Below are 13,326 nucleotides of genomic sequence, written 5' to 3'. Positions count from 1 at the left end.
AATCCGCCCCATTCAAGAGGCGGAAATTTTATATATCGTTAAATTACATACGAATTTCAGCATCAACGCCAGCTGGCAAATTCAAGTTCTGCAAGCTATCAATCGTCTTTGGCGTAGCGTTTGTAATGTCAATCAGGCGCTTGTGAACGCGGCGCTCGTAAGATTCACCACCAGTTTTGTAAACGTGTGGACTCTTTACGACGGTGTAAGTGCTGCGTCGAGTTGGCAAAGGCACTGGACCAGCCACGTTAGCACCTGTGCGAATTGCGGTGTCGATAATTTGTTTTGCTGATTGGTCAATGACTTTGTGGTCATAAGCCTTCAGACGAATACGGATTTTAATTCCTGTATCTTGAGCCATAGCTCCTCCTCTTATGTGCAATCTCGTAACCTCTAATTGCCCTATTTACGGTCAATCGAGTTCTCGAGATAAATTATTATTAACTATGCGATTATATCAGCAATTTTTGGCTTTATCAAGATGAGAAATCATTTCCGCAATAATTCCAGCGGATTTATTCAGCGATTCTTTCTCTCGTTCGGTAAGCGGATAGCCTGCCAAAATCTTCACGCCGTCGCTATTAACTATTGACGGCAATCCAAGCACAACATTATTCAGTCCATATTCACCCTCAGCCAACGAGCAAACGGGATAAACCGTATGTGTCGATTTTCGGAGTGCCGAAACAATTTTAGACACGACAAACCCAATCGCAAAATACGTCGATTTCTTTGTTTCAATCACCCGATACGCTCGGTCGCGAACCTCCTGCTCAATTCCATCAATCATTTCCTCTGTAAATCCAGGATATTCCTTAATTGGCACTTCACCAATTTGCGCCGTCTCAATTGTCGAAAACGACGAATCGCCATGCTCACCCAAAATATAAGCGTCAACCGCTTTACTATCGACATTGAACGCATCCGCCAAGTACGACTTCATTCGCGAAGTATCAAGCGTCGTACCCGTCCCAAACACGCGATTTTTCGGTAAACCAGATTCCTTAAGCGCCACGTAAGTCAAAACATCAACCGGATTACTGACGATCACCAAATACGGCTTCGCGCCATTCGCCATAATATTTTTCACAATATCACGCATAATTTTTGCATTAACGTCAATCAGCTCCAACCGAGTCTGTCCAGGAAGTTGCGGCGCACCCGCGGTAATCACAACGATGTCATCGTCATTGATATCAGAATAATTTCCCGTATGAACCACGACATTTCTGTCAATTCCCATCGCGTCATTGATGTCAGCCGCCTGACCCCAAGCCAAATCCTCATTACGGTCAATCAACACAATTTCTTCAATAACACTACGCAACGCGCACGCATAAGCCGCCGTCGCACCGACCATTCCGCCTCCGCCAATAATTAGCAATTTCTGTTTATTCACCAAAATCTCCTTTTTCTGTTTTATATTAGATGTCTTTATTCTGCCATAAACATTACCGCTTTGTCAATTAACTTTACTTTACGGCAAAAAATATGTATAATATTGGCAATTTATTAACTTTTACATATTATCAACGGGAGGATATATGGAAAAAAGAATGTTTGCAGAAAAAGCGCCACACGACAAAATAAAGCGAGCAATTGCAGTGTTAGCTTTACTGCCGTCATGCTTCTTAGCCGGGTGCGCAGGCGAGAAAGGAGTTGATGCTGGAAGCTCAAGTTCAGCCCCATACGGCAGCTCTGAGACTACTACATCTCAGCCAGAAAATGACAGTAATAAAAATTTGTCGGAGGAAAAGAAGGAAAGAGATGGTGTCATAGATTTAAGCAAGAATTCGATTTACTATTCAGAGAATGGCGTTCGAGAAGGGTTTACGGCCTTTTGCGGATATAGCCAATATAACGTCCCCGGGATGTACGATTGCTCTGTTTATTTTTGCGATGGCAATGACTTAGTTAGATTTGGATTTAACAATATTGACTTCATTGAAGCAACTCAAGGAGGAAAAAGAGAACCTAGTGTTTCAAACCTCCTAGACAAGACAGATGAGCTATACACACAATATAGCTACCCCTCAACTGAAATTACAAAGGATCTAGACAAATGTAGAGAAAAAAGTGATAGTGTAGGACAATTCACTAAACCCGTGTCTCATTTTATCGATGAAAATGAGCAGTATATATGCCTTCCTCAATTTATGACCACAAGAGACGGCAGGAAAATGGGTATGAAGGTTACAAAGACTACATCCGTCAACGAGGAAGATAATAACGGCCCGCGCTATCCTCTATATGAGCTTGATCTTTCTGAAAAATGTTTTGACACAAGATTCCTTGATTAGATATATAGTACAGTGGCAATCAAAAAATCCCCCGAAAGTTCGGGGGATTTAATTAGGCTTGTGTTATCAAGATTATTTGTTAATCTTTGTAACAACACCAGCACCAACTGTACGGCCACCTTCGCGGATAGCAAAGTTCAAACCTTGCTCCATAGCGATTGGCGCAAGCAACTTAACCTTGAAGGTTACAGTGTCGCCTGGCATAACCATTTCTTTGTCAGCTGGCAATTCAACTTCACCAGTAACGTCAGTTGTGCGGAAGTAGAATTGTGGCTTGTAGCCCTTTGAGAATGGAGTGTGGCGACCGCCTTCTTCCTTCTTCAATATGTAAACTTCAGCTTCAAACTCAGTATGTGGAGTAATTGTGCCTGGCTTTGCCAAAACTTGACCGCGCTCAATGTCGCTGCGCTCAATACCACGTAGCAAGACACCTGCGTTGTCACCTGCTTGACCTTGGTCAAGAGATTTCTTGAAGGCCTCAATACCAGTTACAACTGACTTCTGAGTTGGCTTCAAACCAACGATTTCAACTTCGTCGTTCAATTTAACAACACCCTGCTCGATACGACCAGTTGCTACTGTACCACGACCCTTAATTGAGAAGACGTCCTCAATTGGCATAATGAACGGTTTGTCCATGTCGCGTGCTGGCTCTGGAATGTAGCTGTCCATTGCGTCAACCAATTCCATAATAGCGTCTTCGTATTTCTCGTCACCTTCAAGAGCCTTAAGAGCAGAACCCTTGATGATTGGAGCGTCTTTGTCGAAGCCGTTCTTTTCAAGAAGTTCGCGAACTTCTTCTTCGATCAGCTCAACCATTTCTTCGTCAGCCATGTCCATCTTGTTCAAGAAGACAACGATCTTTGGCACACCAACCTGCTTTGCAAGCAAAACGTGCTCACGAGTCTGAGGCATTGGGCCGTCAGTTGCAGCGATAACCAATACCGCACCGTCAACCTGAGCAGCACCGGTGATCATGTTCTTGACGTAGTCAGCGTGTCCTGGCATGTCAACGTGTGCATAGTGACGATTCTTTGATTCATACTCTTGGTGTGAAGACGCGATAGTAATACCACGTTGCTTCTCTTCTGGTGCGTTGTCGATCTGGTCGTACGCAACAGGTTTATTAACTGCGCTTGGTAGGCGCTTTGCCAACACTGCAGTAATCGCAGCAGTCAGCGTAGTCTTACCGTGGTCAACGTGGCCCATTGTACCAACGTTAACGTGCGGTTTGCTTCGGTCAAATGCATCTGCCATTTGTAGAAGTTCTCCTTAATTTAATTATTATTTTTCACGCGGGTACAGTCCATAAAAAAGACCTCACGGCGTATGAGTTTAATTATAACGATTTTCCAATCAGTTGTAAATAGCCTATTTCTTACTATAATACTTCGCCAGGAACGAATCGCGGAACTCGTAAAAAGTCCCATCCTCCAAGCTGACACGAATATCATCAACCAACTTAACGATAAATCGCTCATTGTGGATTGACAGCAATGTCCCCGCTAACGACTCGCGAGCGTGCAAAAGATGACAGAGATAAGCCGCCGTGTAATTCTTGCAAGTATAGCAATCGCAATTATCCATAATCGGTGCAAACATCTCACGGTATTTTCGACCGCGCACATTGACCCGACCAAACGGCGTATACGCGGCGCCATTCCTAGCCACTCGCGTCGGACTCACACAGTCAAAAGTGTCAATTCCCTGCTCAATCGCCGCAAAAATATCATCAGGCTCGGAAATTCCCAGTAAATGACGTGGTTTATTTTCAGGCAGAATTTGATTGACCCACTGAATAGTTTGCGCCATAGTTTCCTTTTCCAGCGCGCCACCGATTCCATAGCCATCAAAATCCATCGCGCCCAAAAACTCGGCAGTTTGCTTTCGCAAATCCTCGTAATTCGCGCCTTGCAAAACGCCGAATAAAGCTTGATATGGCTTATCTGGACGAGCCGTCCTTAGGCGCTTGACTTCCGCCAAACTTCGCTCCGCCCAGGCATGCGTCCTGGCCAGCGCCTCAACTTGATATTCATACGGATCAATCAAAGACGTCAATTCATCAAACGCAAAAGTAATGTCAGCGCCAATTCCAGCCTGAATTTGCATGGACAATTCTGGCGTGAATTTATGATAAGAGCCGTCCAGATGCGACTTAAACATTACGCCGTTTTCGTTCACCCAAGCATGCCTTGACGACTTTTTAGCAATTGCAATTTCTTCGTCAACATCAGTACTCATAGCTAAAACTTTCTTAAAACCAGAACCTAAACTTAGCACCTGAAAACCGCCGCTATCCGTAAACGTCGGACCATCCCAGTGCATAAATTTACCAAGATATCCAGCCTTTTCAATCAACTCATGCCCCGGCTGCAGATATAAATGATAAGCGTTCGCCAACACCGCCTGCGCGCCAACATCCTTCACCATCTCAGGAATCATCGCTTTAACATTAGCCTTAGTTCCAACAACAATAAACGCCGGCGTTTTAATATCACCGTGTGGCGTGTGAATAATTCCCGTTCGCGCCAACGTGTCGTTAAATCGTGAAGTTATTTCAAAAGAAAAAGGTTTTTCCTGCATAATCTGTTTGATTATATCACGAAATAGTCGACGGATCGTTTCGCGACAAGCTAATCACATCACTACATCGTACCAAGTAATATTTATTCTCTTCCGTGTTATTAACTATTAGCACAGGCTCGCCACGACTAAGCGGCAATTCCGACAGGCTTAATATTCGACCGTCAATATCCGGCCTATCGTTAATTTCTGGATTCCAGATCGCCAAATTATCCGCCCGCAGCGCAAATTCTTCAACATATTCACGGCTATTCACTTCTTCTAGCGGAACATCATTCCACGAAACCGCATTCAGCAAATCGCCAGGTAAACACCGGCACGCCGAAACTACACATTCGCCCTTAAACTCCCGCACTCTGCTAATATCCTGGATTACATTACGAGCGGCGCATTCATACTGACTCAATACATCAAGCTGCTCATTAAGAGGCAATTTATAGAAACACTTATCATTAACTACTTCACTTGCAAAATTTGCAATTTTATGAAGTTCATTTACCGCCATTTTAAGCTCTTCAGCTTCACTATCAAATCCTTCCAAGCGAATAATCTTATCTCTGTCGGGCATCACGTAAATCTTCTTCGGAAAGCCTCCAGATTCATCATCTATCGTCACTTCAAGCGCCGCGTAAAATTTATCATGATAGCCAACAAAACACACCCCATCAATACACGCCCCAGAAATATCCATAAATTCATACTGTAATTCATTATTTTTCGTAGCGTCAGGAGCCAACGCAAAACCGGTAAAACCAACGGTGCTAATGTCATAAAGTCTTGTCGCAGAAAACTCAGACAACTGGTCATTTAATGTTTGGGTATATTCTCTTGACACTTCGTCAAACTCCGACTTGTCAACATAAGAAAGATCCGTCGCCAGCTGCCAAGCAGTCTCCTGAAAATCATCATTAAAAACCGTTTCAAATAAATCAATAGAGGCTCCAATCTCCTCTTTATCAATTGGCGCCATATCAAGCACATCTTTCATATCTACACAAAAAGTCGTAAATCGATTTTTAATATCAAACATTTCCAATACAGGACGATCATCACGCCACGTAAAACTCGGTAGCCATCCAGATAAAACCGCAGAATTAGCGTCTTCTACATTATTTTCTCTGCCGTCAATTTTAACCTTATAAGCCTGGCATTTCACTTGAATTCCGTCATCATACGGAATCTCATTCAAAACGTCATTTATCTCATCTATCAAAAGCTGCCTCGACTCCACATCTTGAATGTCGCCAATACCAGCAGCTTCTTCAATTTTGTCAGCATAGTGGCGCAATTTACGCACACATCGAGGAATACTGCTATCATCTGGCAATAACTCTATTGACACAATCGCCTGCTTGTCAAGCGGGAAATAATAGTCATTCTGCGAAGTTCGCACACACAAAGCAGCCATTTCTTTGGTGTAAATCGCAAACGGCGCTGGAATCTCAGAGTCAATTTCCATAGGAGATATCAAATCCGCCACGCCCTCAACTGACTGCAGACGATACGAATCATCCTCTTCGGATTGACTATATCCAACAACTCTAACCCTCTCGCCCTCAATATCGCCAGCGTGCGCAGCTTGTTCTATCTCGGCGATTGCAATCTCGTCGTTTTCTTCACCAAGCAATAAATTCGCGCCAGCAATTCGCCTCCAGTCCTCATCGGAGAACAGTTCAGGAGAATTAGACTCCGTATTAGGCTTTGAACGCTCCATATTGCTATATATTATACAACTTTAATCGATATTTACAAGCATAGCCCCTTCCGTATGCTGTATACTAGAAACATGAGCAATAAAACCCTCGTTGATTTGGACCAGTGGCTAGCCCCGCACAAATCCACAATTCAGGCGCGTGAGAAGTATATTTCCTCGAAACTGAAAAAGGTTTTAAGCGGCAAGACTCCAGCCGAATTCGCGATGGGTTTTTTGCATTTCGGACTTCATAAAACGGATACGGACTGGACGTTTAGAGAATGGGCGCCGAACGCCACTCGGATATTCTTGGTTGGCGATTTTTCAGATTGGAAAGAGAGCGAAGAATTCGCCTTAAATCGCGATAAAAATGGCGAATGGAGCATAAATATTCCTGAAAAATCGCTTCGTCACGGACAAAAATATAAATTGCGCATCTATTGGTCTGGCGGCGACGGCTGGCGACTGCCTTCATATGCAAATTACGTCGTTCAGGACGAAAATTCTGTCGATTTTTCCGCAGTTGTGTGGTCGCCAAAAACTCCTTACAATTGGCAAAACAACACTCCGCCCAAGCCAAAAGTTCCCCTAATTTACGAAGCGCATATTGGTATGAGTAGCCAGGAAGAAAAAGTTGCCAGTTTCAGTGAATTTACCACAGAGGTTTTGCCGCGAATTAAAGAATCTGGCTATAACACCATTCAGCTTATGGCAATCGCCGAGCATCCATATTACGGCAGTTTCGGTTATCACGTCAGCAACTTTTTCGCGGTTTCGTCAAGATTTGGCACGCCCGACGATTTTAAGAAATTGGTCGACGTGGCGCATGGAATAGGACTGCGCGTCATCATTGACCTTGTTCACGCTCACGCCGCCAAAAACGAAGTCGAAGGTCTGGGCAATTTCGCTGGCGATCCGACACAATATTTCAAGCCAACAAATCATCCAGAATGGGATTCGCGATTATTCGATTACGGCAAGCCAGAAGTTTTGCATTTTTTGGCAAGTAATTGTCGCTGGTGGCTGGACGAATATCACATTGACGGATTTAGGTTTGATGGCGTAACTAGTATGATTTACCACGACCACGGACTCGGAAAAAGTTTCACTAGCTATGACGATTATTTCCGCGATAATGTCGACAAAGACGCACTTGCTTATTTACGGCTGGCAAATGAAGTAATTCACGCCATTCGCCCCGACGCCACGACAATTGCAGAGGAAATGAGCGGTTTTCCTGGACTTGGCGCATCGATAAAGGACGGCGGGCTGGGATTTGATTATCGATTACAGATGGGCGCGCCAGATTTATGGATAAAAACTCTGAAAGAGAAAAATGATGAAGATTGGGATTTGGGGCAATTAGCTTACACTTTGAGCTCGCATCGCCCAGAGGAAAAAGTCATCAATTACGCCGAAAGTCACGATCAAGCGCTTGTCGGTGATAAAACGCTGATTTTCCGATTGATTGATAAAAATATGTATTGGCATATGGATAAAATTGATCCAGACCTTAAGACTGAACGCGGAATAGCCCTGCATAAACTAATTCGTCTGATGACCGCTGGGCTGCACGGCGGCGGTTATTTGAATTTTATGGGCAATGAATTCGGGCATCCGGAATGGATTGATTTTCCGCGTGAAGGCAATAATTGGTCATTTAAGCATGCTCGTCGGCAATGGAATTTGCGCGACAACGGCTTCTTAAAATATCAATGGCTGGGAGATTTTGACGCAGCGCTGATGAAGATTATTAGGCAAATTGATAATCCTAATGTTCACCATTTGACGGTTCGCCAATCTGATCACACGGCAAGTTTTATGCACGGCGACTTTTTATTTGTTATCAATTTTTCGCCCGACAAATCCCACTCAGATTACGCAGTACCCGCAGAAGCTGGCTCTTATAAGTTGACGTTAAGTAGCGACGACAAGAACTTCGGCGGACAGGAGCGAATAGACCATAATTCCCGATTTTTTACTTCCCCAGCTGATAATAGCCACAATCTTAAAGTTTACTTGCCAGCCAGAACGGGCATTATTTTACAGAAAGTTGACTAAACTCCTCCCAATGTTGACTTTTTTGCACAAGTGTGGTATAAATGATGTAAGCTTCTGTTAAACTCCATTTTAGCAGAAGTAGTACCAGCAACAACGAAAGGTTGGTCACCGAAATGGAAACCAACAGACTGTTTGAAGTCAAGTCGTGCGGAATTGCGGCTCGCATCATCGCCTACGCGTTGCTCTTCGTTCCGATCGGATACCTTGCGGTATCCGTGAGCTTCATCGCGATCGCGGTCGGGCAATTTGACTATCACTTCATCGTGATGAGTCAGAGCGAAGTTCGAATCCCCTTCTGGATTCTGTCGCTATTATCCGCCACGTTTTGTGTGTATGCGGCCAAGGTGACTTGGGCCTTTTTCACCGAATTCAGGGACCTGAAGACAAATTATGTCTTCAGGCGCGCACTGAAAAAGGAAATGAAGTTGGGCAAGACGCCCGACTTCGACGACTACTTGGGGTCTTTGGGCGAAGAGCCCAAACCCCGAAAGAACATCCTCCAGTGCGTTGGAGACCTTCTTCCTTGGTGAAAAAGCTGGGCTAACGCCCGTCAAGAAATGAAGTAGTTCGCCTGAGGCTTAGGCCTAGGCTTGAGCTCTCTTGGCGGGCTATTTCTATTGGCATAAAATTTGTTACACTAGATATTGTGAAGAAAAAAGTACCAAAATTCATTGAGCAATCATTAGCCCGAGTCGCTAACCTTTACAGCTTTGAGCCAGAGCATCATCTGGAGAAAATTGATGAAAGTTTGACGCCGAATATGCGAGCTTTGCGCCTGGCTATGACGATTGCCGAGCAACTTCTGAGCATGGGCGTGGTGGCGCGCGATGTGGTTCGTATGGCGCAAGGAATTACGCGGACGTATTGCCGCAGACCCGTTCACGTGGACGTGAGTTACACTTTGGTGACAATTTCTCAAGACCGCGGAGTTAGCCACGAACCTTTGACGATGGCGCGAGTTATCGTTCCTGACGACCCTAATTATCAATTAATCCAAGCATTGCAATTATTAGCCCTCGACATTCGTCGCAAACAGCTTTCCCTGGAAGAAGCCGAGGAACGATTGCAACAAATACTCAAAAAACCCACCGAACATTCCCGGCTAGTCGTTTACGCGGCGGGCGGATTAGTGAGCGCGGGTTCCGTTATTCTGTACGGTGGCAGTTTGCTCATGGCATCGATAGCGTTTCTGCTCGGATTCCTAGCGACTGGACTGCTAAGGTGGCTGGGGCGTATTGGCGCGCCGTTGTTTTATTCGCAAGCCCTCGTGGCGATTTTCGTAACATTGGTGGCGGCGGGCGCAGCTTGGTGTAGTAATTATCTGGGATTGAGCGTTAACGCAACATTATTGGTTATCAGTGGAATTGTCTTATTAGTCGCGGGACTGATGTTTGTTGGCGCATTTCAGGACGCAATCGATGAATATTACATGACTGCCAACGCCAGATTACTAAAAGTCGTAATGGCGACGGGCGGCGTAATTGCCGGCGTGATGGTCGGATTATACATTGCGACAAAATTTGGCATAACATTCCCAGCAACACCAGATCGATTGACATTGGCGGACGGACACACGCAATATTTGGGCGCTGGAATTATCGCGGCGGCGTTCGTTCTGAGAAATCATTCTCGATTTTTAGGAATGGTTATCTCTGGATTAATCGCAATTTTCGGCTGGTGGATTTCAAGATTAGCCATGAGTTTTGGCTTTGATATCGTAACAGCGAGTGGCATCGCAGCGGCGGCAATTGGGCTGGTCGCAGTTATGACTTCCAGATTATGGAAATTCCCTTCCCTGGCGATCATCGCAGCGGGAATTGTGCCGCTAGTCCCAGGCTTGTCGCTTTACAATGGATTGATGGGCGTAGTCTTATATCCACCGAACAGTGTCAACTTCTTGCCAGCCCTGGCTATCTTAGCGCGAGCAATCCTCATCGGCGTAGCAGTGGCGATTGGTGCGTCATTCGGCAACATCGTAGGCCGCCCAATTCGCCGACAATTCATTAATTTATTCCGTCGCAACACACAGATATCATGAAAAATAGCCCAAAATTCATTGGATTGTCAGACTCGCGATTATTTCATATGCGCGGAGTGGCGTACAAATCTTACAATCTGGCTCGCGAAGTCTTCAATATGGAAGAAGACACGGCGCGCGGCTTATTTTTAATGGGACTGGTGCACGACTTTGCCTACGCTTTTGTTGAAAATCAGACAGATCATGAACATGAAGGCGGCAGGATATTGGAATTATCCGGCTTTGATTGGGCTGAGGCTGTATTTGATCACGGAAACCCAGACATAGAAAACTGGACGGATGAGCTACTAATCTTGAATATAGCAGATATGACGACAAGTCCAGATGGCAAGCCGATAACTACAAACCAACGACTGGAAGATATTGAAAACAGATATGGCACAGATAGCATTCAGGCGACAAAAGCGCGGAAATTAGCCAAACGAATCAAAGAAGAACTCGCCAAACGAAACCTAACAATTCCAAACTTATAGACCCGAAAGTTATCCAAACAAAAATCCCCGGATTCGCTCCGAGGATTTTTTATGAAGTAGAGATTATTTATTACGCTTTTCGATAATCTCTTGCGCGACGTTTGGTGGAACTTCCTCGTATTGAGCCAATTCCATCGTTGAAGCGGCGCGACCCTGAGACATTGAGCGAATGTCCGATGTGTAGCCGAACATATTTGCTAATGGCACAAACGCCTTAATCAACTTAGCGCCACCCATCAAGTCTTCCATAGCGTCGATACGTCCGCGACGTGAGTTAAGGTCGCCGATGATGTCACCCATGAAGTCTTCTGGTGTAGTAACTTCAACCTTCATAACTGGCTCAAGCAAGATTGGGTTAGCTTGCTTAATACCTTCACGAGCAGCTATCGAACCTGCCAATGAGAACGCCAATTCTGAGGAGTCGACATCGTGGTATGAACCATCGTAAAGTGTAGCCTTAACGTCAACAACTGGATAGCCAGCAATAACACCGCCTTCCAATGTTTCGCGAATACCCTTCATTACGGCTGGGCGATATTCCTGAGGAACCACACCACCCTTAATTTCATCAACGAATTCAAAGCCCTTACCAGTCTCATTCGGCTCAAATCGAACCCAAACGTCACCATATTGACCGCGACCACCAGACTGCTTGGCATGCTTACCTTGAACTTCAGAACGACCCTTGATGCTTTCGCGGAAGGCAACCTGAGGCTCACCAATGTTGGCTTCAACCTTAAATTCACGCTTCATACGATCAATAAGAATATCCAGGTGCAATTCGCCCATTCCTGACATAATTGTCTGACCTGTTTCTTCGTCTGTGTGAATTCGGAAAGTTGGGTCTTCTTCAGCCAAGCGCTGCAACGCCAACGCCATTTTTTCCTGGTCAGCCTTTGATTTTGGCTCAACCGCGATTGATACAGGTGGCTCTGGGAATTCAATTGACTCAAGAGCAATTGGATGAGCTACGTCAGACAACGTGTTACCAGTTGCAGTAGATTTCAGACCAACCACAGCGGCGATGTCACCAGCTTCAACCTTGCTAATTTCTTCACGCTTGTCAGCAAACATACGAACAATTCGTCCAATTCGCTCTTTTTCACCAGTTGTCGTGTTAAGTACGTAGCTTCCTGAGTTCAGAACACCAGAATAGACACGAACGAAGATCAATTTACCAACAAATGGGTCGGCAGCAATCTTAAACGCCAAAGCAGACAAAGGCTCTTTATCTGATGGCTTGCGGCTAACTTCGTCGCCAGTCTTTGGATTTTTACCCCAAATTTCATCAACGTCTAGAGGGCTTGGCAAGAAGTCAACCATCAAGTCAAGCAACTTCTCAACGATCACGCCGCGACCGTCACCACCAGTAACTAGGTAAAAGTCACCAGCCAAAACGCGCTTGCGTAGAGCCATTTTTAGCTCATCAACGGTAATAGCGTCCTCGCCCTGCTCCAAGAACTTCATAGTAAGTTCGTCGTCAGCTTCAACAGCGTTTTCAACCAACAGAGAACGTGCGTTCTTAGCTTTTTCAAGCATATCAGCTGGAATATCACCAACCTTCAACTCGTGGTCTGTGTAGTCGTCGTAGGTGTAAGCCTTCATGTCAATCAAGTCGACAACACCGTGGATAGTCTTTTCAAAACCAATTGGCAAGTGAACTGGGAAAGCCTGCTTACTCAAGCGGTTGTGAATTGACTCTAGAGACTTATAGAAGTCACCACCAGTCTGGTTGATCTTGTTAACGAAACAAATACGTGGTACGCCGTACTTATTAGCCTGGCGCCAAACAGTTTCAGACTGAGCCTCAACGCCCATCTTACCGTCAAAGACTGTAACCGCACCGTCAAGCACGCGCAAACTACGCTCAACCTCAGCGGTAAAGTCAATATGCCCTGGGGTGTCGATAATGTTAATCTTGTGATCTTTCCAGAAACAAGTCACAGCAGCTGACGTAATAGTAATACCACGTTCTTTCTCCTGTGCCATCCAGTCGGTAGTAGCACCGTCACCTTCACCACGAACCACACCAATCTTATGTGTCAAGCCAGTGCGGTACAAAATACCCTCAGTTGTCGTCGTTTTACCGGCGTCAATATGGGCAATAATACCAATATTTCTAAAATTCTTTAGCGGAACATGCGTCTCTGCCATAAATTTTCCTTTATATTACGTTAA

At 45.1% G+C, this 13,326-nt stretch carries 11 protein-coding genes; 5 read left to right on the top strand and 6 right to left on the bottom strand.

Annotated elements, in window-relative coordinates; all coding sequences use genetic code 11:
- Window positions 1–43: 43 nt before the first annotated feature.
- Together rpsJ and LRM50_RS00290 are read right to left on the bottom strand one after the other, a co-directional pair.
- Complete coding sequence (gene rpsJ / locus LRM50_RS00295) at window positions 44–361, bottom strand: 30S ribosomal protein S10 (protein ID WP_129630989.1); 318 nt, start codon at window positions 359–361, stop codon at window positions 44–46.
- Between the two features lie 96 nt (window positions 362–457).
- A complete protein-coding gene (locus tag LRM50_RS00290) occupies window positions 458–1,399 on the bottom strand; it encodes an L-lactate dehydrogenase (protein ID WP_243809319.1) in 942 nt (313 codons plus the stop codon).
- A gap of 145 nt (window positions 1,400–1,544) precedes the next feature.
- Here LRM50_RS00290 and LRM50_RS00285 point away from each other — a divergent pair, with 145 nt between their 5' ends.
- Complete coding sequence (locus LRM50_RS00285; protein WP_243809316.1) at window positions 1,545–2,300, top strand: hypothetical protein; 756 nt, start codon at window positions 1,545–1,547, stop codon at window positions 2,298–2,300.
- Window positions 2,301–2,372: 72 nt separating this feature from the next.
- Here the strand turns inward: LRM50_RS00285 and tuf are convergent, their stop codons facing one another.
- From tuf to LRM50_RS00270, 3 genes are all read right to left on the bottom strand, one after another.
- Complete coding sequence (gene tuf, locus LRM50_RS00280; protein ID WP_129630995.1) at window positions 2,373–3,557, bottom strand: elongation factor Tu; 1,185 nt, start codon at window positions 3,555–3,557, stop codon at window positions 2,373–2,375.
- A gap of 114 nt (window positions 3,558–3,671) precedes the next feature.
- On the bottom strand, window positions 3,672–4,883 hold the full coding sequence (tgt, locus tag LRM50_RS00275) for a tRNA guanosine(34) transglycosylase Tgt (RefSeq protein ID WP_243809314.1): 1,212 nt from the start codon (window positions 4,881–4,883) through the stop codon (window positions 3,672–3,674).
- 16 nt (window positions 4,884–4,899) lie between these two features.
- A complete protein-coding gene (locus LRM50_RS00270) occupies window positions 4,900–6,597 on the bottom strand; it encodes a hypothetical protein (protein WP_243809304.1) in 1,698 nt (565 codons plus the stop codon).
- 72 nt (window positions 6,598–6,669) lie between these two features.
- On the opposite strand from LRM50_RS00270, the gene LRM50_RS00265 reads away from it, so the two are divergent.
- The 4 genes from LRM50_RS00265 to LRM50_RS00250 all read left to right on the top strand — a co-directional run bounded on the left by LRM50_RS00265 (window position 6,670) and on the right by LRM50_RS00250 (window position 11,148).
- Window positions 6,670–8,637 carry an alpha-amylase family glycosyl hydrolase gene (locus LRM50_RS00265; protein ID WP_243809303.1) on the top strand — a complete coding sequence of 656 codons (1,968 nt, stop codon included), beginning with the start codon at window positions 6,670–6,672 and terminating at the stop codon, window positions 8,635–8,637.
- 113 nt (window positions 8,638–8,750) lie between these two features.
- Entirely contained in the window at window positions 8,751–9,167 is a 417-nt protein-coding gene (locus LRM50_RS00260) for a hypothetical protein (protein ID WP_243809299.1), read from the top strand.
- A 116-nt stretch (window positions 9,168–9,283) separates the two neighbouring features.
- Window positions 9,284–10,675 carry a threonine/serine exporter family protein gene (locus LRM50_RS00255; protein WP_243809297.1) on the top strand — a complete coding sequence of 464 codons (1,392 nt, stop codon included), beginning with the start codon at window positions 9,284–9,286 and terminating at the stop codon, window positions 10,673–10,675.
- On the top strand, window positions 10,672–11,148 hold the full coding sequence (locus LRM50_RS00250; RefSeq protein WP_146555221.1) for an HD domain-containing protein: 477 nt from the start codon (window positions 10,672–10,674) through the stop codon (window positions 11,146–11,148). The genes LRM50_RS00255 and LRM50_RS00250 overlap by 4 nt, the downstream gene beginning before the upstream one ends.
- Before the next feature lie 63 nt (window positions 11,149–11,211).
- Here LRM50_RS00250 and fusA read toward each other — a convergent pair whose 3' ends face one another.
- The gene (gene fusA, locus LRM50_RS00245) at window positions 11,212–13,302 is read right to left on the bottom strand and encodes an elongation factor G (RefSeq protein ID WP_243809295.1); all 2,091 of its coding nucleotides are present in this window, start codon (window positions 13,300–13,302) and stop codon (window positions 11,212–11,214) included.
- Window positions 13,303–13,326 lie beyond the last annotated feature (24 nt).

This window comes from Candidatus Nanosynbacter sp. TM7-053, assembly GCF_022828375.1.
Classification (GTDB): Bacteria; Patescibacteriota; Saccharimonadia; order Saccharimonadales; family Saccharimonadaceae; genus Nanosynbacter.
The sequence above is the reverse complement of the archived record's forward strand: the minus strand, read 5'-3'. Positions and strand labels throughout refer to the sequence as shown.

Coding starts and splice junctions, on each gene's coding strand:
- rpsJ (WP_129630989.1), bottom strand. CDS start 361: ATGGCTCAAGATACAGGAATTAAAATCCGTATTCGTCTGAAGGCTTAT.
- LRM50_RS00285 (WP_243809316.1), top strand. CDS start 1,545: ATGGAAAAAAGAATGTTTGCAGAAAAAGCGCCACACGACAAAATAAAG.
- tuf (WP_129630995.1), bottom strand. CDS start 3,557: ATGGCAGATGCATTTGACCGAAGCAAACCGCACGTTAACGTTGGTACA.
- tgt (WP_243809314.1), bottom strand. CDS start 4,883: ATGCAGGAAAAACCTTTTTCTTTTGAAATAACTTCACGATTTAACGAC.
- LRM50_RS00270 (WP_243809304.1), bottom strand. CDS start 6,597: ATGGAGCGTTCAAAGCCTAATACGGAGTCTAATTCTCCTGAACTGTTC.
- LRM50_RS00265 (WP_243809303.1), top strand. CDS start 6,670: ATGAGCAATAAAACCCTCGTTGATTTGGACCAGTGGCTAGCCCCGCAC.
- LRM50_RS00260 (WP_243809299.1), top strand. CDS start 8,751: ATGGAAACCAACAGACTGTTTGAAGTCAAGTCGTGCGGAATTGCGGCT.
- LRM50_RS00250 (WP_146555221.1), top strand. CDS start 10,672: ATGAAAAATAGCCCAAAATTCATTGGATTGTCAGACTCGCGATTATTT.
- fusA (WP_243809295.1), bottom strand. CDS start 13,302: ATGGCAGAGACGCATGTTCCGCTAAAGAATTTTAGAAATATTGGTATT.